Origin of the sequence: Burkholderia sp. MSMB1835, assembly GCF_001526365.1 — a bacterium.
GTDB lineage: Bacteria > Pseudomonadota > Gammaproteobacteria > Burkholderiales > Burkholderiaceae > Burkholderia.
The window spans coordinates 179,213-200,702 of sequence record NZ_LOYP01000042.1 but is presented as its reverse complement, the minus strand read 5'-3'; the positions used below and the strand labels follow the sequence as shown (position 1 = coordinate 200,702).

The following is a 21,490-nucleotide window of genomic DNA, read 5'->3' as shown; positions in this document are numbered from 1 at the left end:
CGCGCGGCCGGGCCGTGCGGCCCGCACGCGCGTTCAGAGCCGGTTGTCCTTCGCGAGCATCAGCACGCGCGCCCAGCGCTGCGCATCGCGCTTGTCCATCATCGGCAGCTTCCATTCACCGCGCACGGCGTCGCGCACGCGCACGACGAGATGCCAGCGGCCGTCGATCGGTGCGGCCTCGCAACCGTCGAGCTGCGACAGCGTATAGCGGCCGTCCGCGCCGTCATGCGACAGCCACAGCAGCCCTTGCGTCGCGGACACGCGCAACTCGCCCCATGCGCGATGCACGATATGCGTCCAGCCTTGTTCCTTCGTGTTCGGTGCGATGTCGCGGCGGCGCTTGAGCCACCACGCGATCAGTGCGATCAGGAGCGCGGCGGCCAGCACGGCGGCCGCGATCGCGACCGGCTGGCCGAACTGCGCGGCGATGACGTGAAACAGGTGAACGGCGCCCCATCCCAGGGCGATGAGCGCGAATAGCGCAATGAAAATCGGCATGTCGAATCGGAAAGGAGGACGGGCCGGCGCATGCAGCGCGCCGGCCCGTTGCACACGGCATTACCGGCGGCGGTGAATGTCGTGCGTGACGAAGCCCGCGTCGTTGACGGGCAGCGCGAGGCCGTCCTTCACCGCGAGCGTCTTGCGGATGTCGTCGAGACCCGCGGACCAGTGGTCGCGCATCGTCGACAGACCGAACTGATAGTCCTTGTAGTGATGCTCGTACGCTTTCTGCTGATAGATCAGGTGCTGGATGTTGTACTTCTTCCCGCTCGACATCTCTTCGGCCTCGACGCACCACGGGTCGTTCTTCCGTTGCTCTTCCGGCACCTGGTCGAGCACGTGGCGCAGCACGTTGCGGTAGCGCTGTTCGCGTTGCAGCGTATCGGTGACGAAACGCGTGCGGCTCGAATACTGCACGTCCTTCGTGCGCTCGGCGACGTCGGCCATCGTGCGCGGCAGCGGCCCGCGCGCGCTCCACAGATCGACCTGGAACGCGAGCGTGTCGCGGCGCGGCCGGGCGCGGAGCACTTCCATCAGCGGCGTGTTCGACACGACGCCGCCGTCCCAGTAGTACTCGCCGTCGATCTCGACGGGCGGGAACGCGGGCGGCAACGCACCGGACGCCATGAAATGCTCGGGCGCGAGACGGATGCGCGAGTTGTCGAAGTACACGAAGTTGCCGGTGCCGACGTTGACCGCGCCGACCGACACGCGCGTCTCGCCCGAATTGATCCGGTCGAAGTCGCACAGTTTCAGCAACGTCGTGCGCAGCGCCGACGTGTCGTACCAGCTGATTTTTTCCGGATGGTCGGACACGCCGGGCAGCGGCGGCGGAAAGCGCGGCACGAAGAAGCCCTGCTGGCCCTGCATCATCGCGCTGGCGGCCTGCGACGCGGTGAAGAACGTGCGGATTTGATCGATGCTGTTGAACAGCGCGAATTCGAACGCGGCCGGAATCGCCGGAAAGAACGCCGGCTGGCAGATCGTTTCCCAGAATTCGCGCAGGCGCTCGACGCGATGCTCGGGCGCGTTGCCGGCGATCAGCGCGGTGTTGAGCGCGCCGATCGAGATGCCCGCGATCCAGTCGAGCGGAATGCCTGCTTCATGCAGCCCTTCGAATACGCCGGCCTGATACGCGCCGAGCGCGCCGCCGCCTTGCAGGACGAGCGCGATCGTTTCGTACGGCAGCGACCGCGCAGCGGCCGGCGCACCGGCTTCGTGGTGCAGGTCCGCCGCATCGACGGCCTGCTTTTCTGTACGCGCGTGCGGTTTCATCAGTTGCTCCGAGAAATCCCGCCGTGGACGGCGGTGATGGACGGCGTGGCGTCGATCGACGACGGCTCGCCATCGCAAGAATGACGGCGGCGCGGAAACTCGCCCGCCGCCGGGGAAGCGCCGGCGTTACTGCATGAACCAGCCGTGGCTGACGATGAACGACTGGCCCGTGAGCGCGGCGCTCGGGAATGCCGACAGGAACAGCACCGTCTGCGCGACGTCCTGCACCGTCGTGAACACGCCGTCGACCGTGTTGCCGAGCATGACCTTCTTGATCACTTCCTCTTCGCTGATGCCGAGCTCCTTCGCCTGCTCCGGAATCTGCTTGTCGACCAGCGGCGTACGCACGAAGCCCGGACACACGACGTGCGAGCGCACGTTGTGCTTCGCACCTTCCTTCGCCAGCACGCGCGCAAGGCCCAGCAGCCCGTGCTTGGCCGTCACGTACGCCGACTTCAGCGGCGACGCTTCGTGCGAGTGCACCGAACCCATGTAGATCACGACGCCGCCGCGATCGTCCTTGTACATGTGCTTGAGCGCGGCCTTCGTCGTCAGGAACGCGCCGTCCACGTGGATCGCCTGCATCTTCTTCCAGTCGGAGAACGAATAGTTCTCGATCGGGTTGACGATCTGGATACCGGCGTTCGACACGAGGATGTCGATCGAGCCGAACGCTTCGGCCACCTTGTCGATGCCGGTGTTCACGGCTTCCTCGCTGGTCACGTCCATCGCGACGCCGATCGCCTTGCCGCCTGCCTTGTTGATCTCGTCGGCGACCGCGTTCGCGCCGTCCTGGTTCAGGTCGGCGATCGCGACGGCCGCGCCTGCCTTGGCCAGCTCCAGCGCGATTTCCTTGCCGATGCCGCTCGCGGCGCCCGTGACGACGGCGGTCTTGCCATTCAGGTTGCTCATGTTCGAATTCCCGTAGTAAAAGGATTGACAGGGAGAAAGGACTGCGGACGCGTTACTGGGCCAGGTAATCGTAGACGACTTCGCCGAGGCCCAGCGTCAAATCCGCGACGAGGTGGCGTGCTTCGACGATCTCGAGCACGGGCAGATCGGCCACCGGCGCGAGCGCGTGCGGCGCCAGCTCGAGCGATGCGGGGCCCGTCCACGCGCCCTTCATCTTGATGTCCTGCATGTAATAGCGCACCAGTTCGCAGACGCGCGCGGTGCCGTCGACGTGCGGGATGATCTTCAGCAGGAAATTGGGGCCGGCGAGCCGCTTCGTCTGCTCGTCGATGTCGAGCTCCTTGTGCTTGTAGCCCATCGTGCCGGTCGCGACGCGCACCTTGCCGTAGTCGAGCGTGCCCAGGATGTGATCGGTGTTCACGTGCAGCGTGGGCGACGCGAGCTTCTTCGGGAAGCCCCACAGCTCGCGGCCGCCGGCGATCGGCGGGTGATCGTCGAGATACATCGCCAGCGTATAGCCGCCCGCCTGGCCGTTGTATTCGACGGGAATCACCTGGCCGCTTTCGGTGTAATCGCCGAAGCCGGTCGAATCGGCCATGCGGATGAATTCGTAATGCACGAGCGGCTCGGTGACCTGCAGCGGCTCGGGGACGATTTCGCGGAGGCGGTCCGGATCGGTGCGGTACGTGATGATCAGAAACTCACGATCGACGAAACGGTACGGACCCATCGGGAACGCAGGGCTGGTCAACGGCATCGCAAACGCTTTCGATCGGACATCGCTGGGTTTCATGCGGACTCCTTGTTGTTGATCGCTTCGTGGATGAGTGGTCGTAATCGTATGCCTGTGCGTTGCCGTTGTGCGATGCCGCATCTGGAATTAATTGTTGCCGATTTCGAATAATTCGACGCGTAAATATTGAGATGAACGATGCAAACGGCCTGATGGCACGCCGGCCGGGCGATGGTGGCACGTATCGATGACGCCATCATGTGAAAAAGGTGAGCCTTTACGGGAGGGGTGGTGAGCTTTTACGGGGACGTTCGCGCGGCAGTATGACAATTGTGTGAACTTGTGTTGCAGTGCAGGCTCTAAGTGCGTTCGCCGCACGGCCTTGTCCAGGCGACTGCCGCATTAAGCATCGCTTAAGCGGCCACGCCCTAGCATTCGTTCGCATCCGGCCGGGCAACCGGCCGATCTTTTACGCGCCACGCAACCGGATTCATGCAGAACCTCAATCTCGCCCTCTTTTCCGCCATCAATGCCGGGGGTGCACCGCACCCGGGCGTTGCCCGCCTCGCGATCTTTGCCGCCGACTGGCTCGTCTATGCGCTGCCCGCGATGCTGCTGCTGACCTGGATCGTCGGCGCGCGTCCCGCGCGGCGTCAGGCGATCGAAGCCGGCGTGGGCGTATGCGTGGCGCTCGTGCTCGCGCAGCTGCTCGGGCATGTGTGGTTCTCGCCGCGCCCGTTCATGGCCGGCGTCGGCACGCAGCTGATTCCGCACGCGCCGGATAGCTCGTTTCCGAGCGATCACATGACGTTCGCGTGGAGCATGGCGGTCGGGCTGCTGCTCGGCGGCACGACGCGGGTCACCGGTTTCGTGATGGCCGCGATGGCCGTCGCGATCGCATGGGGGCGCATCTATGCGGGCGTGCACTGGCCGTTCGACATGGCGGGCGGCGTGCTGGTCGGCACGGTCGGCGCGCTGGCCGCGCACCTGTACGGGCAACGCGTGACCGCGCTGCTCGAACGGCTCGGCGATTCGGTGTACGCGGCTGTGATGGGGCGCCGGCAGGCGCCGTAAGCGAAAGAAAGCGGCAGGACGCGGTCAGCCGGACGAGCCGGCAGTGCGGGCCGATTCGGCCGAGGCGGACGGGCCGCCGCCCGCGTCGTGCAGTTCGGGCGTATCGGCCGGATGCCGCGCGGCATCGCGGTCGCGGGCGCTTTCCGTCAGGATCGCGCACATCGCGACGAACAGCGCGAGAACGACTGCGGCGAGGCCGCAATAACCGGCGATCTTCAGGTGGCGAAGGAAAGGCGAAGCGTGGCTTTCTTTTGTCATGACCGGGCGCTCCTGGGCGGGCTGCGGCGGCTGTCGCCCGACAGCGGCGTCGCAGACGTAGATATATACCAGCCGCGATGCCGATGCCAAGCCCGCCGCTGCGCCGGCGCCACGATTGTTTCAGCCGCCCGGCAAGCGGGCGCGCATCTTCCGGTCAGTCTTCCAGCGTTTCGTGCACGGCCGCCGCGCCGCGTTTCCAGTAGGCCGCCGCGCGGATGCGCGACTTGTCGACGCCGCGTTCGCCGGTCAGGTGCTGACGCACCGCGCGCATCGACAGCGCTTCGCCGGCCGCCCAGACGTAGCCGTCGCCGGACGACGGCAGCGGCAGGTCGCGCACGGCATTGAGCAGCGCGTCGCCGTTCGCCGCGTCGGCTTCGGCGCGAAAGCGCCAGATTTCATGCACGTCGGCGCGCGTATCGAACGAGATCTGCGCGGTGCGATCCGCGACTTCCAGCACGACCGCCGCGCGCGCACCGGCCGGCAATTCCTCGAGACGCCGCGCGACGGCCGGCAGCGCCGTATCGTCGCCGATCAGCAGATGCCAGTCGAAATCGGTCGGGACGACGAACGAACCGCGCGGGCCGCCGATGCCGAGCCATTGGCCGACGCGCGCCTGTGCGGCCCACTGCGAGGCAGGGCCCGGATGGTTCAACACGAATTCCAGATCGAGTTCGCAGGTGGCGCGGTCGAAGCGGCGCGGCGTGAAGTCGCGCGCGACCGGCTTGGGTTCGCCTTCCGGAAACTCGGGGCCGTTCGTGCCGAGCGTCGGCAGCGCGGGCCGCTCCGCGCCCGGCGGCGGGAAAAAGACCTTCACGTGATCGTCGAACGACGCGGATTCGAAATCGGCGAGGTCGGCGCCGCCGAGCGTGACGCGCAGCAGATGCGGCGTCACGGTATGCACGCGCAGCACCTGCAGCAGGCGGAACTTGAGGGGGTGGCGCACGCGGGTGACGGTGCGCTCGGACGTGTTCTGCATCGATCCGTTCTCCTTGAGTGGTGGGGCGGCGGCGCGGATCACGCGCCGGTGCCGCCCTCGATTTCGGCCGTCGCGCGGCGCATGATGGCCGCGATGCGGCGCTGTTCGTCGGCATCGGCGGCGCTCTTGTGCAGCAGCGCGCGCTTGAGGGCGAGACGCGCCTCGACGAATTCCGGCAGCCAGCCGGCCTGCGACTCGTCCTGCGCTTCGCTGCCCGCCGATTCGCCGGCGAACGCGCGGCGCATGAATTCCATCTTGCGAGCGAGGTGCGTGAGGCGCGCGAACAGCGTGTCGACGCGTTCGCGCTGCGCGTCGAGATGCGCGCGGCCTGCGTCGGTCAGCGCATAGCGCTTGCGGTTGCCTTCCGCTTGCGACGCGACGAAGCCGACTTCCTCGAGATACGTGAGCGCCGGATACACCATGCCGGGGCTCGGGCTGTAAAAACCGTTCGAGCGCGTGTCGAGCGCCTTGATCAGTTCGTAGCCGTGGCTCGGCTGTTCGGCCACCAGCGCGAGCAGCAGCAGCTGGAGATCGTCGGAGCTGAACTGGCGGCCGCGCGGCATGCCGTCGTCGCCGAAATCGCCAAAGCCGCCGCGCCCGCCCCGGCCGCCGAACGGGCCGCCACCGAACGCATCGTGGCCGCGACGGTGGCGGCCGATTGCGTACCAGAGACCGGCGAACCAGTCGGGGCGGGCATGCGCACCATGACCGTCGCATCGGGCATGGCCGCGGAAGTGGTTGTGTCGCATGATCGTGTCCTATATGTCGTAAAACATATCTAAAGATATATATCGAAAGATAGGGCGTCAAGGGGAATTATTGGGGTGGGATGGGAGTGCGGGGCGGTTGTAGGTTGGCAAAAAAGGTGGCCTTTTTTGCAGAATTTGAACAAAACTATTGATTTTTTTATTCAATAGTTGTTGGTGCGCTTCCCAACGTTTTTGTCTGGTCGGGCCGACTAGTCAGGCTTAAAGTAAGAGCCAAAATGCCGCAGGGGGCTTGTGCGGCGACTTCGGGGGAATAAGAAGATGGGCTCTGCCAAGCAGGACTATGTTCTTTTTTTGCGCTGGCTCCACGATCCGCAGCAAGGTGTCAACGAGGCGGCGAAGCGCTTTGCCAATATGGTGTTGGCCAATTTCGACGAGATCGCCGCCACTGCCCGGCAACGGAATGCGCGATCGGCAGCTTTGGCCGGTTTGGCTCGCCGGCACCTTGCGGCGAGCCCCGCTGAACTTCCCGAGATTGATATGCCTGCAGCAGCCGAAGAATGGCCATGGCGGCGACTCAAGGAACTGACCGTCGGCCCCTTTAGAGGCTTCCGGCGCGAAGAGCAGTTCGATCTTCGCAGACGAGTGATCCTGTTCTATGGGCCAAACGGTAGCGGGAAGACCAGTCTTTGCGAGGCACTGGAACGTGGGCTATTGGGGGCGGTTGAAGAGGCGGAACTCAAGCGTATCGACGAGCGGCGATATCTCGCGAATATCCATACGCGCAACTTTATTGAGCCGCGCCTCGTCGCGACGACCGCGAATGGCGATGACATTCCGGTGATTGCCGACGCTGACCGCTATCGATTCAGTTTTATCGAAAAAAACCGGATTGATGCCTTCTCCCGGATGGCCGCCCGGCCGCCGGCGCAACGTACTGAGCTCATCGCGGCGTTGTTTGGCATGGACAAGTTCAACGACTTTGTCGGCCATTTCAACGAGCAGATGGATGCTGAACTTGTTCTTCGAAGCGACAAACAGACGGCGTTGCGACTCAGACGTGAAGGCATCGCTCGTGACCAGGCGACCGCACGTGATGAAGCCCAGACGTTAGCCCGACATGATGAGGACGATGCACGCTACGCACAGGGCTATCTGGTGGGGACGACCTATGCGCGGTTAAAGGAAATCATCGGTACGCCAGAGGCACCTGGGCGCTTGCGGGAACTCAATCACCTTCTGAATGCTGTGCCTGCACGCATCATCGGGCTGACTCGAGAGACGTTAATGCTTGCCTATGAGGCGATTGATGCAATTGCTGCGGAGTTGCGTCAAACAACCCAGGACTTGGCGCGAAGAAGCAGCCAGGTATCCTTCAAAGACCTGTATACAGCGGTCACTGCGTTGCAGGCTGGCGAAGGCGACCATTGTCCCGCATGTGATACGCCGCTTGATCGCGTCGTTCGCGACCCGTATGAAAAGGCGCGCATTGGTCTGGACGAACTTCGGGATCTGGCTGATTTGCAGGAGCGCCAAAGGACGAAGAGGGAAGCGCTGGTTGAGTCGTCACGGGAACTTCGAGAGCATTTGAATCAGATCTATCGCTACCTCGAGGGGCAGGATCGAACGCAGTCCGAGGTGGGGCAGTATCTTGGTCGCCTCCCAAGGCAACCAGACGGTGATACTTGGTGGACGGAGATCTATGGATCGAATGCGGCCGGCGAAGGCGTCGTTCCATCGCTGGAGCAGATCGCAGCCATCGTGGACGAGATGGAGCAGCGCGACGTGGCGGCGAGAGTGCAGATCGACGAGCGGTCCGCTCGTGTGCGGGAACGGGATGCGCTCCTTGAATGCCAACGCCATGTCGAAGCGCGCGAATTGCAGCGAAAGATCATCGTGGACGCCGCCTTAGAAGCGCGTACACGGGTCGAACAGTTTGAGCTGGCAAACGCTGCGCTGATCGCGGAGGCCGAGCAGGAGAGGCAGGACATCGATCGAGACCAGCCTATCAAGGCCGCCTACGACGATTTTATCCGCCAGCTACGCCACTTCCGTGACCAGTTGCCGGGCCTGTTGATTGCCGGCCTCAACGATCTGACGATGGAACTGTATAACGAGTTCAATCACCTCGATCACGACGATGACAAGCTCGCGGCCTTGTATCTCCCATTGACCAGTGAGCAACGAATCGAGATTGCCTTTCGAGGCGCGCCAGAACAGCGGGTTGATGCGCTGGTCGTCCTGAGCGAAGGGCATGTGCGCTGCCTAGGGCTGGCAATCCTACTGGCCAAAAGCATCAACATTGGCAGTCCGGTTGTGATCTTTGACGATGCGATCAACGCGATCGATCACGATCACCGCAATGGGATACGGCAGACCATCTTCGACGGAGATCGTTTCCTTGAGTCGCAGATTCTGGTCACGTGCCACAGTCATGAGTTCATCAAGGATATCCAGAACAGCATGCCGCGCGAACGGCGTACGGACTGCCAGGAATATCTGCTGATGTATCACGATGGAGATCATCATCCGCGTGTTCATCCGGACGTCGGTAGCGCCAACTACCTCGTGCGTGCGCAACAGGCGCTGGCTCGCTTCGACTCACGTGAGGCGCTTTCATACGCGCGCAAGGGGCTCGAAATGCTTGCGAAGAAGAGCTGGAAGTGGCTGAAATCCCATGACATGGGTGAGCTGACGCTATTGGTTGATGGACCAGGTAATGAGCCTACGTTGAGAGCCCTATGCGAAAGCCTGCGGAGGAAGCTGCGAGATACTCCGGTCTTCGTGCACCCGAGCAAGGAGCCGCTGCTCGGTGCGTTGGACGCGATCCTCGGTATCCCCTCGAATTTGATCTGGACGTACCTGAACAAGGGGACCCACGAGGAGGCCGATCGAGATGATTTTGATCGGGAGCAGGTGGCGTTGGTGATACGTAGTCTTGAGCAGATAGACGAACTGGAGCTGCGACCAAACCGCTGAACAGGCGGCGTCGGAATAAGGAAGCTTAGTTCAATCATTGTCGACCGATGTGTTGATGGGCACCCAAAACTGACCCAGTAGGTTCGACTCAGGGATCGGCAGGGTCGATGACGCGCTGGCACCCACGGCGATTGAGTGATCGCGCCCCCATCGTTTAGAGACGTCTGATCGACAGAGTATCGAGCGTCGGAAGCGGTCTCTTAATGTGTCGTGCCGGGGCGACGTAGGTCTTTCGCGGGTGGCGTCAATGCTGCTCGTTTCCGCAACTGCGCGCATTGCGCATGGGCCTGCGGTGCGGCAGCGCGGTCCTCTGTATCCTATAGTGGGCTGTATAGGATTCTTCTTTAAAATCAAAGGCTTACATTTGACTTGGCGAGCCGGGATGTTGTACCATCTCGGCGTACTTAGATGCTCTCCACCGAGTTGAACCGTTGAGCCCATTTTCCGAACGACTACGCGCACTCAGACTTCGCTATGGCATCCGTCAGAAGGATTTGGCAGTTGCCATGGCGCTTGAGCAAAGCTACGTCTCGGCCCTTGAGCTCGGCACGAAGGGCCCTCCTTCGCCGGCTATCGTTGACAGGCTGTCAGCGTGTCTGCGGCTTACGGAAGACGAACACGCAAGTCTGCACGATGCCCTGTTGCTCTCGCAACGGCACTTCACGATTCCTCATACGGCGTCTGCCGACGTATATCGTCTCTGCAGCGAGCTTTGGCACGACCTGGACAGGCTGACCGATGCGCAAGTGCGCGTGATTCGCGATGTCATCGCAATGCGAAGAGGAATGGGCCAGGAGGTGGAGCGACCGATTGTTGGTCGCGTGGTCAGAAGAGGCAAGGAGGACGCCAAAATGTAAAAAGCGAGACAAACCCAAAGGCTTGCCCCGCTTCTTGTGTGGGCTGGACGCACCACTAGTTGACGCCGGTAGTTTCGTCCAGATGATCCATATCGTCAAGCCTTCTTCCCTTCCGTTTGTATCCATCGACCACGCGTAGCACGCGTGGCGGGGTGTACTTACGTCCGAAATTTGGTGCTATCCGTACCCGCGTGAAGAGCGGGCGGATCTCCTATTGCCTGAACCATGAAGAAGACGACTACTGCGCGCAAAGTGCTGACCCGATCTGGACGACGTGTTCGCTACTTGTATCCCTCCACCAAGAATCGCGCGCTCGTACAGTGTGAATCGCGGCTTGAGTTCGATGCGGCCATGCACTTCGAATTTTCGCCGGACGTCGTACGCTATCGCGAGCAACCAACTGAAGTCACTTATCGCGATCGCAACGATCGAATGAGGAAGTACTTTCCCGATTTCGAGCTGACGATGAGCAATGGAGCGTCAGTGCATGTCGAGATCAAACCTTCGTCGAAGCTACGTCAGGTTGACCTGCGTGAGCGGCTGCAAGATATCGCGCAGCACTACGCGCATCGAGGTCAGTCGTTCAAGGTTTTGACCGAGCGCGACTTCGGAGGTGCAGCAAGAATTGCCAATCTTGAGCGCTTGAATTATCACCGCCGGCCTGCGCCGTACGGATTCGAACGTGAGGAGCTTTTGCTACGTCTAGCGCAGGTTCAGCCGCTGACGTTCGGCCGTGCGACTTCAATCGCCGGGAGTGAACTGACAATCATGCGCCTGCTGTCAGCAGGTTGCCTGGAGTTCGACCGCGATACCGCGTTGACGAATTCGACCATGCTTCGCTTCGCGTCGGAGGAGCAATCATGATCCGATTCACATTCAAGAAGGGGTTGGTGTTTCGAGAAGGACTCAAGCGATGGACGATCATTGGCCGGACGGCATTCGGGAAGGTGAAGCTCGAGTGTGACGAGGGCGAGCCACGCACAATGAGTCGCGACGAACTTTACCAAGCGGTTTTGCTCAACACGATGTCGCTCGATGAGCAAAGTCTGAATGTTGATCCGAACGTGCTGTTTACGGCCGTTCCACGCGATCTCTCTACCTTCCCGAAACACCATCAGCAAAGTGCACGGCGTCGGCACATTTACATGCAGAGGCTGACGGACAGTTTCACGGATACGAACGCGTGGATACGCGAACAGACCGCGAAGATTGCTGCAGAGATCGGCGATACGGTGGTGCCATCGGTCAGCAGCATCAAGCGCTGGTGGAGACAATATCGATACACGCGATGTGTTACCAAGCTGACGGATCGCAGAACGAATAGCGGGCGTCGACGCGATGATGTCATCCAGATGTTATTTGAGGAGGCTGTTCACGAGATATACCTCGACCCGCAGAAGCGCTCGGGACAAGATGTCTACGGTAGACTTGTCGAGAAGGTCAACCAATACAACAAGAATAGACCTGGTCAGACACCGCTCGCCTGCCCTGTTGAGTCGACTGTCTATCGATGGTTGAGGAGTCTCGACCAGGACATTGTCGACGCAGCCCGTCTCGGGAAAGACACGGCGGATAGAAAGACTCGCTGGGTGAAGGGAATGGCCACGGCCGATTTTCCCTTGCATCGTGTCGAGATCGACCACACGCCTCTGGATGTCCTGGTGATCGACCTGGCCACGAACCTGCCGTTAGGCCGGCCGTGGATCACGGTTGCTATCGACCGATACAGTCGAGTAATTCTTGGCTTCTATATAAGCTTCCGGGCGCCGTCCGCACAGTCGGTGCTTCAGTGCCTCAAGCGAGCAATCTTGCCGAAGGCGGATTGGGGGAAAGTCGTCAGCTTGCATCGAGAGCACCCGGGATACGGTATCCCGTATCTCGTTGCCGTCGATAACGGCATGGATCTTCACGCAGATGCGGTGCAGATGGTGTGCGGAGAGATGGGCATCTCTATGCTCTATTGTCCGGCCGGGCAACCGGAGTTTAAGGGAGCCGTCGAACGTGTGATCGGTACGATCCAGCGCTCCGTGATGCACAAGCTGCCCGGAACTGTGTTCTCTTGCGTTGATGAACGCGGAGACTATCCATCAGAGAAGCTGGCTGCGATCGATCTAAAGACGCTGACGCAGATTCTCATCAAGTGGATCGTCGACGAATACCACCATACTCCACATCGTGCGCTAGGCATGACGCCGGCTGAAAAATGGCAACAAGGAATCGCGAACACGCGGGTTGAGCTGCCGGCATACCCGCAACAGCTCGATATCTTGACAGGACTGCCGGAGAGTCGAACCGTCTGGCACTACGGCGTCGAGCTTGATGGTTTGTACTACAACAACGAGCACCTTCAAGTCCTGCGTAGCCGGGCACGCAACTATAGGATGCAAGTACTGTTGAAGCGCCACGAAGATGACGTCAGCTACATACACGTCTTTGACGACGAAGCTCGAAGCTATTTCAAGGTACCCGTTACGCATCGGTTCGCGAACTATGCCGAAGGCCTGACCTTGCACCAGCATCTTTTGATTCGCCAACGCACCAGGCTCGTTCATGGAAATAAGTGGAGCGATGAGCACCTGATACGCGTGAAGGCCGAGATTCAATCCATGATTCGACAGGCGTTGCGAGGGAAGAAACTACGAGAGCGCAAGCGTGCCGCGTCTCTAGATATTGTGGATAGCGAACAGGTATTTGACAACGGATCGGAGAATCGACGTCGCTCACGTAAGACCGGCCGTTCGCGCTCCCCTGATTCGCAACGACAGACCTTCGATTCCTTCGAAATCGGACCGTTGCCGGATCTGAATGGATCACCGAACCCTAAGTACCAAGGAGATGCTCGTGCGTACTGATACTCAGACAACCAAAAGAGATCCGCTTGAGTTTCTCGCGACGATTGGTCTACCTGAGGACGCGAAGAAGTCGCGTGCCCTCGTCGTCAGATTCTCGATACGAAAAGAACTCATCCACTACGACCGATTTTGCAACGCGTTGCGACGGATCGCCGGGATCCATCGTCAATGGCGCTCGGTTTCACCGGGGGCTCGCGCGTTGGCATTGTTGGGGCACACCGGAACGGGGAAATCCACGATTCTGAGGTTCTATGCTAGTCAATTCGAGCGGTTTGAAACGACAGAAGGCCCCGTTATTCCGGTGCTCTATGTCGTTGTACCGTCCAGACCCAGCATCAAGAACCTCGCACAGGCGATCCTTGACGCCCTCGGGGATCGGGTATGTAGGCGCTCGGCGGAGGATAAGACGGTTTACCTCGTGGAGCTACTCAAGCAATGCAGAGTCGAAATGCTGATCATCGATGAGTTTCAACATTTTGCGGATGCCGGACGTATCGCAGAAGCAAACCGTGCAACCGATTGGTTGAAGAACCTTATGGAAGCCAGCGGTGTTACGGTGGTCGTAGCGGGTCTGCCGAACAGCGCTCAGGTCCTGAAGGCTAATCCGCAGTTAACTCGGCGATTCTCTGCAATCCATGAAGTGCGTCGGTTTGACTGGACGGTTCCCGACGATCGACGAGAGTTCGGTGGCGTTCTGAAGTACATGCACAGTCGCCTTCCGTTGCCTTGCCCCGACCTGCACTCCTCGGAATTTGCAATGAGGATGTATGTGGCTTCCGCTGGCGTGATCGACTACGTTGCCAAGATCATCGATGGCGCGGTCGTTCTTGCTATGGAGTGCGGTAAGACGACGCTGAGTCTCGCATTGTTCGAGCAAGCTTTTACCAAGGAGGTGTGGTCGGGCGGGACGCATAGACTCAATCCCTTTCATCCAGATGCCGAACTACGTGACCTCGTTGGTACAGACGAGCCGTTCTGGTATCTCGCTCACGACGTGAACGGCGATGGCACGAAATTACTATAAGCAATCGGCGTCTGCCGCAATCGCTTCCCTACCTAGGTTGCTTATGCATCCCGTTATTCAGGTTGGGGAGGCGAGCTCGGCCTATATGAAGCGCATCGCGATCAGCAACGGGATATCACTAGATCACCTCTACAGACTTGGCGTAGTTCTTGATGGTGAGGTCCTTGAGCAAGCGCTGTCCTGGGATAGAGTCGCACCCCCGGTCGAGTCGCGGCGATATTTGACTAGCCTGATCAGTTTGCGTCGTTCAGCGCCGAGGGCGTGGTTGATCAAGTCGGCTCGATGTTGCCCGCTTTGCTTACGCGAACAGTCGCTTTGGGCGGCAGAGTGGGAATTGCGTCCATATCTAGCATGTACCAAGCATCGATGCTGGCTGATTGATCGATGTGGTGCGTGTCATCGACCCATCGCGTGGACCAGGAAAGCGCTACTTCGCTGCGATTGTGGTGAGAGGTTTGCCGATGCGTGTACGTTGCCTGCACCAATGAAGTTCACGGAACTCGCTTCGCTGATCGCCCGCAAACTCCCAGGTTCTCGAGGTGAGCCGACAGCATTCGATGAGCTTTCGTTGGATGACATGATTGACCTCGTGGTGTGCTTCGGTAGCCAGGCCAATAGCGGAAAGGGGGAAAGTCGGAGCAAGGCATGGCTCATGCGCGAAATGAGTAATGCCATCACAGTCCTTGAGCCCTCGACTGATGCACTATCGGCTTGGCCATCTGGGTTTCTGGCGCGTCTAAATGCAATGCACAAGGAAAGAGGTGACGAGAAAGGGTGCATCGCATTCACTTTCCGCAGCGTCTATAGCTATATTATTTCAACCCAAAAACGACAGGAACTCGGATTCTTGAGAGATTGTTTCTTACAGTATCTCGTTGATCATTGGCCGTGGCCTTCGCTGGATCGAAAAAACTCCCCTGTAGACGCCATTGCGTCTCGATTGCCTTGGATGTGGGCCGCACATGCGGCTCGTGAACTCAATATGAGGGAGGGGAAGCTCAAGGAGTTGGCCGAGAAGGGGCTAATCGAGGTCAAATATCGGCCATCTCAAAGCGAGAGGATGTTGCTGGCTGTGCGGCGCGAAGACCTACCCAAGATTCGACAGATCTTGCATGAGCAGGCAGGCATCAAGGCGTTGCGGAATCTTGGGATATCGATTCGACGGCAGATCGTGTTGCTCCCGCTCCTTTTTCCGGAGGCTCAAGGAGATACCGTACAGTTTCACAAAGGAGAACAAGTGCAGGTATTGAGATCCAGTATCGAAAAGCTACTCAAGCTTGCCGAGGATTTGCCGGTCATCGACTATGAGGGTGCCGAACATGTAGCGTTGGCACGGGTACTTCGATCGTGTGCTTGGCGTAATGAGATGATCGAGCATCTCTTTCGGATGATTCTCCGTGGCGAGATGAAGCCGGAGGCCGTGCTCAAGGGTAAGCCAGGGTTCACTGGATGGCTGTTTTCTCGAGAGGCGCTGGAAAGAATCAAGCTTGAGGGCTCGCTGACACGGCTGAAGGCATATTCGCAGGCAGGCGCCAACGCGCTTCCCGCGCTGGCGCCACCAAACCGGACGATATCGACGTCATCGTGAAGGCAGTTTCACCCACGTCCGTCACCGTCATCCTCGTCAGCCCCAACACGCAGACAGCAGATTTCGAGAAGCTCGACGTACGGTGGGGCCGCGTTGGTGGGATCGTCGTGATGGCGGCTTGGGCCGGCTTCGAGAACCCGGTGCAGTCGCTCGTCAAGAGCGGATCGTCGCCAGCGGCAAGCTTCGGCTGATCGACCCGAATGTGGATTCTTTGCGGCGCGGCACTTGTTTCGGGCGTGTCGCAACGATCCAGGAGATAGCGCAGAAGGCTTTCCTCAAGCCGCGGGAGGTGGTGTGGCGGTTCACTGCAACAGCGTCGCCCGAACCAGATGGACGCCCAGGCAAATGGAGCTTGATTAAGGTGCGCCGCCGCCTTCACCGGCGTAGGCAACGTTCCTTTGCGCGGATGGCATCTCTATTCGACCTTCTGGGTCTTCGCGATAGGGCTGGGGTCGGGACGTTGCAGCAAAATGTGGGCCGCCACGCCCAACGCATCGGCTAGGCGCTCAATATTGTCAAGCGAGACATTGATCCGCGCCCGTTCCACTTGGCTGATGAATGTTCGATCGAGCTCTGCTGCGAATCCGAGTTGTTCTTGACTCAGCGAGTTTTTGACCCGAACCGCGCGCACGTTGAAGGCGAGCACATCCCGCAACGACACAAGTCGTTGATTTGGATCGGGACCTTTGAGCGGGGCTGGCATGCCCACTATGGTTCCGATATGATGCGTTAGCATCCACGGTGTTTGCATCACATAACGTCTGGCATGGTCGAAGCGAGGAACGACGGAGGCGTCGACAGCTTGCGGGTCATGCTAGGTGAGTCGACCACTGACAATCGCAGAATTCGGGAATACGATGAAAAGGATCTGTGTTGGGCTCATCGCACTCGCCGTAACAGGCGCCGTGAATGCGGTAGATTGGAAGCATTATCAGAATTTCAAAGATTCACTGGAATTCAAGTATTGGCTAACCGGTGTCACCGACGGATTCTATGCAGTAAACGAATCCTTGACAAAAGACCCCAGAAAGGGAGTGTTTTGCTTGCCATCAAGTGTCGATCTGGATATGAAAAACAAGCTATCGATCCTGGATGATTATCTGTTGAATGCACCAGGTGCGATGTCGGTGGTTAACAATCCTCCGCCTGGAACCAATGTTTTTCAATTGATCAGCCTTGATTATTTGCATGCCTTGTCCACGCGTTTCCCGTGCAAGTAGCCTTAATTGGGTGTGGGCAGGAATTGAATATAGAGGATTTAACGCACAGGTCGTTTGTGTGCGAAAAGATCAAGATCGACGTACACGTGGCCAATAGATCACGCGACCGAAATTGCACAGAATCATCGACAAAAACTTCTTCGATCTGGCCAAGGAAAATCAAGATCTGGCCCTTATCGCCAACGGCTTGCTCGAACCTCGGTACGCGACAGGTGGCATCGGCGCAGCGCTCGTCGTACGTGCTGCGCTGTATTTCGAGCGCGCCTACGACACGTCCGTGCGTGCCGCGATTGCCGAGTGCTTTGAACAGTATGTCCAGGCTGTACCCGACAAGTTAACGTTTGTCTGGAATAACGGTAAGGCCGCACAGGCGATCACGATGGCGAAGCCAATAGCAGTGCTTGCCACTTTATTGACGCCTGAGGATCGTTTTGACTTCGACTACGTCGGGGGTAAAGAGCCGACTGACGCGAGCCTCTATCGGTTCTCCGTGGTAGGTCTGCGGCAGCGGCAGGAAAAGGCCGGAAACCGAGGATTCAACGCGTTGTCATTTTCCTGGCCGTCGGCTAACGTACTGTCGAATCCTGACGCGTTCGTGAAGCTCTTCTTTGACGCGGCGAGTCGACTTGGCGCGGCTCACGGACACGCAGGTTTCGCGGTCAATCTCTCGCCCACGAGCGTCAATCAGAACGAATCCACCGAATATTTGATCTCGCGCATGTTGCCAGGCCTCGATGTGGGCGTGCCGAGCGACCTCGCAACGCGTCAACTGCAGGGGAAGATAAAAACGGTGGATTGGCTGACTGCCATTGATCAATCGATGCTCGACGCCGTGGGCGGCCTCTCGCGACTGCGCTCCGAGTTGCCTCAGGAATGGTTCGCGATCGGAGACTACGGCCACGGTATTGTGGTCCGTGCCGGAGTCATACCTGATTCAGGAGCTTCCGACGTCGACAGTCAACCGCCCGTTGTACCACCTGCCTATATTGTGCTCGATCACGCATTGCGCATGATCCGGACGAATGACCTCGATGCGTTGCAACACGGTTCTGTGAGCGGAGAGGCGGCGACCTACAATACCGCCAAGTCGACGACCGAATGGCTACGCCGTTACGAAGTAAGCGACGAACTGCTGCAGAGTGCCCAAATAGCCATTCTCCAGACGCCCAAGTTATCTGAAAACAACGAGATCTTCCACCGAGGTTAATTTCCCTTGTTCCTTTCAGCCTAAGCGAGGCTGCGATCTACGGGGGGCATCAACTCGAGTGTGGACAGCCGGTCCGAGCACACTTGGTGACCAACTGACAAGGGTCTGAGTTTAGGCAGCAACTCGATGCGATTCAACGCTTTGTCGTAATCGGCTTTTTGCGAAAGCCGCCTTTTTTTCGATTTCCATCGCCGCGTCATGTGCCTTTTGAAAGCATCGAGTATTGTGATCCACTTTTTCGCCCATCTCGGTGAGGTGCAGGACTTGGCGAAAATTTCCCCAAAAAATATTCATCTGACCGTACATTTCACTGCAAGCCTCAGAGGCTTCGGACGCATGAAAATCAACGATCATTCTGATTTCGTCGGCTTTCTCGCATAATGAAAAATATTTTCCATTGAATTCGTCAACAGACATTGATGCGCTCCACATGATGTTGAGTCCAGTTATGGAGAATTCTCGAGCTATATGACTCAGAAGTTTATGTGCAGTGGCTAGTTGAATGGCTGCAGTTTCATTGGATTTCGTCAGTAGATCGATTCTGGATTTTTCCTTGGCAAGTGCGAGTTGAAATTGATTATTGATATCTAGGTTGATTGTTTGGGTTCGGCTCGTGATGAAAACGCCGACAAGGGCCAAAATGGCCCCGGCTACGCCGGCGAATGCAGTCAGATAAATAGGTTCCATCGGTTCTCCAAAAAAATCAAAATGTAGTTGCAAGTTACGAAAATCGTGACCGATGCGAAAGGACGTGTGCTATCCGCTTCGGTGCTTGTGCGCTGACGTTGAGAGGCGGTCATTTCGGTCCATGGGGGCTGCGCTTCCAGAGCGGAATAAAAGCGACCGCGATAATAACTAACGCCAAGATAAAATCGAAGGGCAATAGACTTCCAACAGACGGTGGTGGGCCAATCAGGTAGGATCGCAGGGTCGCCATACCAAGAATCGCCGCGATGAGTTCCAGTCCGGCTGGTTCCTGCGGTCGACGCCAGACGTATAAGACAGGCGTGGCCGAGATGGCAAGCAACGAAAAAACGAACCCGATATACCAGAAGCTTCGCTTGATGGTAAATCCACAGGAACGCATCCCAGAGGATTGATTGCTCTGACTTGTGAAGATATCGAAGCGTGCTGGTGTCGCATCATCCACGCCGATGTCGCGTCGTGCGTCCCATCCAGACTCGCCATCGAAGCGAACACTTAGCTCCAACGGGACACTTGCGACTGGTTGTCCAGACTGCGTTTGCAGATTCAATTGTGCCGATTTTATGCCCACCCAATATTGGTCGAAAGGGTAATTTCGAAGGGATCCGATGCCGATAGATCGTTCTTCGATATCCATCTGATAAACCGCGATCGAACCAAGCCTGGTTTCGACTGGACGGGAAATGGATACCGGTAGCCCGGCAAAATGTATATTTCCGTCTTCTGACATCGCGGGAAGGCTGGCCCATCCTCTCAGCGACTCGGGGGCGGCTTTCGGCCACAGCCAGACCGGAACATACACCGAACCTTTCATACGGAATTTTCCACCCGATCCCCCCTCGATATGCAGATGCACTTGTCCGCTGCCTTCTGGAGATGAGCTCGCGCGACACTTGTCTCGTCCGTGTGTATCGAATACGTCGGTCGGGGCCCACAGTAGATATCCCGCGACAGAAAAAATAAAGGATACTAGTGTGAAAATGGAAAAAATCTTCCCAAAATTTACTTTCATGCGGTCAGGATAATTGTGGAATTCGACGTTCCAAAATTTCTGCTGGGTGCTTCAATGTTATCTTCCCTGCCCCGAAATGCGATGTGGAGTCAGGGGCGAGCCGGCAATTCATCGCTTACTTTCTCCAGCGTTTCCTCCTCGCGATAGTGGAGCCTACAAGGATGGGTGTGGAAAAATTCGCTTAAGCATTCGTCGAAATTATCGTACATCTGAGATCGATTTTAATCAATGCAATGTGCGCTAATTTTTCGGTGCGCCGTTGATTGTCGGTCGATCTAAATCGGCCTGGAGATTTGTGGCGACGAATTTGGGCGGGAATTCTGGGTGCGGCGCGCTATAGATCTTCGGTTGTTGTGAATTAATATCGATATAAATGGAAGGTCCGTTGGCGACGTGGCTATGTGTCCTGGTAAGCGCTGTCGACCGAGCGCGAGTTGCGCAGAAATATCAACGTATTCGGCGGCGGTTGCCAGAATCGATTGCTTGGTTTCGTGAATGCGGACTTGAGGTAATTGGGATGACCCAAGCTGAATCGGGTGGTCCGCTATGAGAGGCTGCTTGGCTACCGTACCCTTCGAGGTAGCCGTGCTTGGGGGAATCTTGAACGACGCGCATGTTTGTTCGACGGTCGAAGGCTGCGCCATTGCTCGTAGTGCGGAGCTAGGGTCCACACATCGGATATGCACTCTCGCGCTATGTTGAGCGCAGCATCGTCGACCGATCGATCGACGATGAGGATCGAAAAAATTGCCGCCTTATTCGACCTCAGCGGCGACAATCAGAAAGCGATCGCGGTTCTTCGCCTTGGCGATCCATTGAGGCGGCTTGCCGCGGCCGCTCCACGTAGCACCGGTCTTCGGATCCTGATACTTCGGAGCCGCAGGCGCACGCTTGCCAGCGACGCTCCCACGCTTTCGCCCGAAGATCTGCTCAGGCGTAATACCATATTCCGCCACTTGTTCCCGAATCGCCGCAACAATCGTTTCAAGTTCTGCGAGACGTGCAGCCTCTGCCTGTTGCGCCAACGCATCCGCCTGTGCTTTCAGTTCAAGGTAAGTTGCCATAGGCTTGGGGAGTTCGTTTAGTTAAAAAGCGAAGACTAGCCCCCAAACTTCATCGGGTCAATCCGATACGAAATCTCCCCAACGTTGAAGTGTGTCCACGGGTAAGCTAGCAGGCATCGTCGAAGGAATGCTACCGATGTGAGGAGCTGCATTGTCCGCCGATCAATTGAAGCGCTTGCGCAAGGCGCTCTCGCCATACGGATTGAAGCTGCTCGAGACAGAGTGGCTCGGCTGGCATGCACGATATCGATTCCGCTGTCCAAAGGGCCATGAAGTGAGCCGATCGGGCTCTCATCTTTTCTACCACCTCGTGACCTGCCCTGCCTGTAGAGCTGACGAAGCTTTACAGCACCTTCAACGCCTCGCGCGTCAGGCAGGTGGCCGATGTCTGTCGGACCGATATGTGGGGCGATCGGCACGCTATAGATTTGCTTGCCGTGAGGGGCATACCTTTGAAAAGTCTGTCGGTAGTTTGGAGAAAGGGGCATGGTGCGTACTGTGCGCGCATGCCAAACATTCGAAACGCATGGCCGCCCCCGACGGGAT

General features: G+C 58.5%; 21 protein-coding genes and 1 pseudogene. 11 read left to right on the top strand and 11 right to left on the bottom strand.

Features of this window, described 5'->3' with window-relative positions:
* Window positions 1-33: 33 nt before the first annotated feature.
* The 4 genes from WS96_RS17185 to WS96_RS17170 all read right to left on the bottom strand — a co-directional run bounded on the left by WS96_RS17185 (window position 34) and on the right by WS96_RS17170 (window position 3,481).
* The gene (locus tag WS96_RS17185) at window positions 34-498 is read right to left on the bottom strand and encodes a hypothetical protein (protein WP_059786260.1); all 465 of its coding nucleotides are present in this window, start codon (window positions 496-498) and stop codon (window positions 34-36) included.
* A gap of 60 nt (window positions 499-558) precedes the next feature.
* A complete protein-coding gene (locus tag WS96_RS17180) occupies window positions 559-1,776 on the bottom strand; it encodes a patatin-like phospholipase family protein (RefSeq protein ID WP_034205797.1) in 1,218 nt (405 codons plus the stop codon).
* Between the two features lie 126 nt (window positions 1,777-1,902).
* Window positions 1,903-2,688 (bottom strand): 3-hydroxybutyrate dehydrogenase, encoded by a 786-nt coding sequence (locus WS96_RS17175; protein ID WP_059786261.1) that lies wholly within the window; start codon window positions 2,686-2,688, stop codon window positions 1,903-1,905.
* Between the two features lie 52 nt (window positions 2,689-2,740).
* Window positions 2,741-3,481, bottom strand: a complete 741-nt coding sequence (locus WS96_RS17170; protein ID WP_006485181.1) for an acetoacetate decarboxylase — start codon at window positions 3,479-3,481, stop codon at window positions 2,741-2,743.
* A gap of 432 nt (window positions 3,482-3,913) precedes the next feature.
* Between WS96_RS17170 and WS96_RS17165 the strand changes: the two genes are divergently transcribed.
* A complete protein-coding gene (locus WS96_RS17165) occupies window positions 3,914-4,495 on the top strand; it encodes an undecaprenyl-diphosphatase (protein ID WP_059834040.1) in 582 nt (193 codons plus the stop codon).
* 24 nt (window positions 4,496-4,519) lie between these two features.
* Here the strand turns inward: WS96_RS17165 and WS96_RS17160 are convergent, their stop codons facing one another.
* The 3 genes from WS96_RS17160 to WS96_RS17150 form a co-directional block, all read right to left on the bottom strand.
* Complete coding sequence (locus WS96_RS17160) at window positions 4,520-4,753, bottom strand: hypothetical protein (protein WP_034205794.1); 234 nt, start codon at window positions 4,751-4,753, stop codon at window positions 4,520-4,522.
* 154 nt (window positions 4,754-4,907) lie between these two features.
* Window positions 4,908-5,729, bottom strand: a complete 822-nt coding sequence (locus tag WS96_RS17155) for a siderophore-interacting protein (RefSeq protein ID WP_059834522.1) — start codon at window positions 5,727-5,729, stop codon at window positions 4,908-4,910.
* Between the two features lie 38 nt (window positions 5,730-5,767).
* Window positions 5,768-6,478: a PadR family transcriptional regulator gene (locus tag WS96_RS17150; protein ID WP_059827881.1), complete on the bottom strand. Its 711-nt coding sequence runs from the start codon at window positions 6,476-6,478 to the stop codon at window positions 5,768-5,770.
* Window positions 6,479-6,757: 279 nt separating this feature from the next.
* On the opposite strand from WS96_RS17150, the gene WS96_RS17145 reads away from it, so the two are divergent.
* The 8 genes and pseudogenes from WS96_RS17145 (at window position 6,758) to WS96_RS17115 (ending at window position 15,927) form a co-directional block, all read left to right on the top strand.
* Entirely contained in the window at window positions 6,758-9,415 is a 2,658-nt protein-coding gene (locus tag WS96_RS17145; protein ID WP_156443654.1) for an AAA family ATPase, read from the top strand.
* A gap of 431 nt (window positions 9,416-9,846) precedes the next feature.
* The gene (locus WS96_RS17140) at window positions 9,847-10,272 is read left to right on the top strand and encodes a helix-turn-helix domain-containing protein (protein WP_063906183.1); all 426 of its coding nucleotides are present in this window, start codon (window positions 9,847-9,849) and stop codon (window positions 10,270-10,272) included.
* Between the two features lie 225 nt (window positions 10,273-10,497).
* Entirely contained in the window at window positions 10,498-11,136 is a 639-nt protein-coding gene (locus tag WS96_RS17135; protein ID WP_082720283.1) for a TnsA endonuclease N-terminal domain-containing protein, read from the top strand.
* The gene (locus tag WS96_RS17130) at window positions 11,133-13,124 is read left to right on the top strand and encodes a Mu transposase C-terminal domain-containing protein (RefSeq protein ID WP_059834034.1); all 1,992 of its coding nucleotides are present in this window, start codon (window positions 11,133-11,135) and stop codon (window positions 13,122-13,124) included. Before WS96_RS17135 ends, WS96_RS17130 begins: the two co-directional genes overlap by 4 nt.
* Complete coding sequence (locus WS96_RS17125) at window positions 13,114-14,148, top strand: TniB family NTP-binding protein (protein WP_175824234.1); 1,035 nt, start codon at window positions 13,114-13,116, stop codon at window positions 14,146-14,148. The genes WS96_RS17130 and WS96_RS17125 overlap by 11 nt, the downstream gene beginning before the upstream one ends.
* Window positions 14,129-14,512 (top strand): annotated as a pseudogene (locus WS96_RS34900) (hypothetical protein); the annotation flags it as partial. The gene WS96_RS17125 and the pseudogene WS96_RS34900, both read left to right, overlap by 20 nt.
* 120 nt (window positions 14,513-14,632) lie before the next feature.
* The gene (locus WS96_RS32530; RefSeq protein WP_257128011.1) at window positions 14,633-15,736 is read left to right on the top strand and encodes a hypothetical protein; all 1,104 of its coding nucleotides are present in this window, start codon (window positions 14,633-14,635) and stop codon (window positions 15,734-15,736) included.
* Window positions 15,733-15,927, top strand: a complete 195-nt coding sequence (locus WS96_RS17115) for a hypothetical protein (protein ID WP_059834028.1) — start codon at window positions 15,733-15,735, stop codon at window positions 15,925-15,927. The genes WS96_RS32530 and WS96_RS17115 overlap by 4 nt, the downstream gene beginning before the upstream one ends.
* Before the next feature lie 224 nt (window positions 15,928-16,151).
* On the opposite strand, the gene WS96_RS17110 is transcribed toward WS96_RS17115, so the two are convergent.
* A complete protein-coding gene (locus WS96_RS17110) occupies window positions 16,152-16,439 on the bottom strand; it encodes a helix-turn-helix domain-containing protein (RefSeq protein WP_059834517.1) in 288 nt (95 codons plus the stop codon).
* 154 nt (window positions 16,440-16,593) lie between these two features.
* On the opposite strand from WS96_RS17110, the gene WS96_RS33725 reads away from it, so the two are divergent.
* Together WS96_RS33725 and WS96_RS17105 are read left to right on the top strand one after the other, a co-directional pair.
* Complete coding sequence (locus WS96_RS33725) at window positions 16,594-16,956, top strand: hypothetical protein (protein WP_156443653.1); 363 nt, start codon at window positions 16,594-16,596, stop codon at window positions 16,954-16,956.
* Between the two features lie 124 nt (window positions 16,957-17,080).
* The gene (locus WS96_RS17105; RefSeq protein WP_059834515.1) at window positions 17,081-18,163 is read left to right on the top strand and encodes a type VI immunity family protein; all 1,083 of its coding nucleotides are present in this window, start codon (window positions 17,081-17,083) and stop codon (window positions 18,161-18,163) included.
* 111 nt (window positions 18,164-18,274) lie between these two features.
* On the opposite strand, the gene WS96_RS33720 is transcribed toward WS96_RS17105, so the two are convergent.
* From WS96_RS33720 to WS96_RS32525, 3 genes are all read right to left on the bottom strand, one after another.
* Complete coding sequence (locus WS96_RS33720; protein ID WP_156443652.1) at window positions 18,275-18,850, bottom strand: hypothetical protein; 576 nt, start codon at window positions 18,848-18,850, stop codon at window positions 18,275-18,277.
* Window positions 18,851-18,959: 109 nt separating this feature from the next.
* Window positions 18,960-19,682 (bottom strand): DUF4436 family protein, encoded by a 723-nt coding sequence (locus tag WS96_RS33715; RefSeq protein ID WP_179949951.1) that lies wholly within the window; start codon window positions 19,680-19,682, stop codon window positions 18,960-18,962.
* 953 nt (window positions 19,683-20,635) lie between these two features.
* On the bottom strand, window positions 20,636-20,944 hold the full coding sequence (locus tag WS96_RS32525) for an H-NS histone family protein (protein WP_082720280.1): 309 nt from the start codon (window positions 20,942-20,944) through the stop codon (window positions 20,636-20,638).
* Window positions 20,945-21,490: the final 546 nt, after the last annotated feature.

Bases quoted from the DNA above. Each gene is read 5' to 3' on its own strand.
- WS96_RS17185 (WP_059786260.1), bottom strand. From the start codon at position 498: ATGCCGATTTTCATTGCGCTATTCGCGCTCATCGCCCTGGGATGGGGC.
- WS96_RS17180 (WP_034205797.1), bottom strand. From the start codon at position 1,776: ATGAAACCGCACGCGCGTACAGAAAAGCAGGCCGTCGATGCGGCGGAC.
- WS96_RS17175 (WP_059786261.1), bottom strand. From the start codon at position 2,688: ATGAGCAACCTGAATGGCAAGACCGCCGTCGTCACGGGCGCCGCGAGC.
- WS96_RS17170 (WP_006485181.1), bottom strand. From the start codon at position 3,481: ATGAAACCCAGCGATGTCCGATCGAAAGCGTTTGCGATGCCGTTGACC.
- WS96_RS17165 (WP_059834040.1), top strand. From the start codon at position 3,914: ATGCAGAACCTCAATCTCGCCCTCTTTTCCGCCATCAATGCCGGGGGT.
- WS96_RS17160 (WP_034205794.1), bottom strand. From the start codon at position 4,753: ATGACAAAAGAAAGCCACGCTTCGCCTTTCCTTCGCCACCTGAAGATC.
- WS96_RS17155 (WP_059834522.1), bottom strand. From the start codon at position 5,729: ATGCAGAACACGTCCGAGCGCACCGTCACCCGCGTGCGCCACCCCCTC.
- WS96_RS17150 (WP_059827881.1), bottom strand. From the start codon at position 6,478: ATGCGACACAACCACTTCCGCGGCCATGCCCGATGCGACGGTCATGGT.
- WS96_RS17145 (WP_156443654.1), top strand. From the start codon at position 6,758: ATGGGCTCTGCCAAGCAGGACTATGTTCTTTTTTTGCGCTGGCTCCAC.
- WS96_RS17135 (WP_082720283.1), top strand. From the start codon at position 10,498: ATGAAGAAGACGACTACTGCGCGCAAAGTGCTGACCCGATCTGGACGA.
- WS96_RS17130 (WP_059834034.1), top strand. From the start codon at position 11,133: ATGATCCGATTCACATTCAAGAAGGGGTTGGTGTTTCGAGAAGGACTC.
- WS96_RS32530 (WP_257128011.1), top strand. From the start codon at position 14,633: ATGAAGTTCACGGAACTCGCTTCGCTGATCGCCCGCAAACTCCCAGGT.
- WS96_RS17110 (WP_059834517.1), bottom strand. From the start codon at position 16,439: ATGCCAGCCCCGCTCAAAGGTCCCGATCCAAATCAACGACTTGTGTCG.
- WS96_RS33725 (WP_156443653.1), top strand. From the start codon at position 16,594: ATGAAAAGGATCTGTGTTGGGCTCATCGCACTCGCCGTAACAGGCGCC.
- WS96_RS33720 (WP_156443652.1), bottom strand. From the start codon at position 18,850: ATGGAACCTATTTATCTGACTGCATTCGCCGGCGTAGCCGGGGCCATT.
- WS96_RS33715 (WP_179949951.1), bottom strand. From the start codon at position 19,682: ATGAAAGGTTCGGTGTATGTTCCGGTCTGGCTGTGGCCGAAAGCCGCC.
- WS96_RS32525 (WP_082720280.1), bottom strand. From the start codon at position 20,944: ATGGCAACTTACCTTGAACTGAAAGCACAGGCGGATGCGTTGGCGCAA.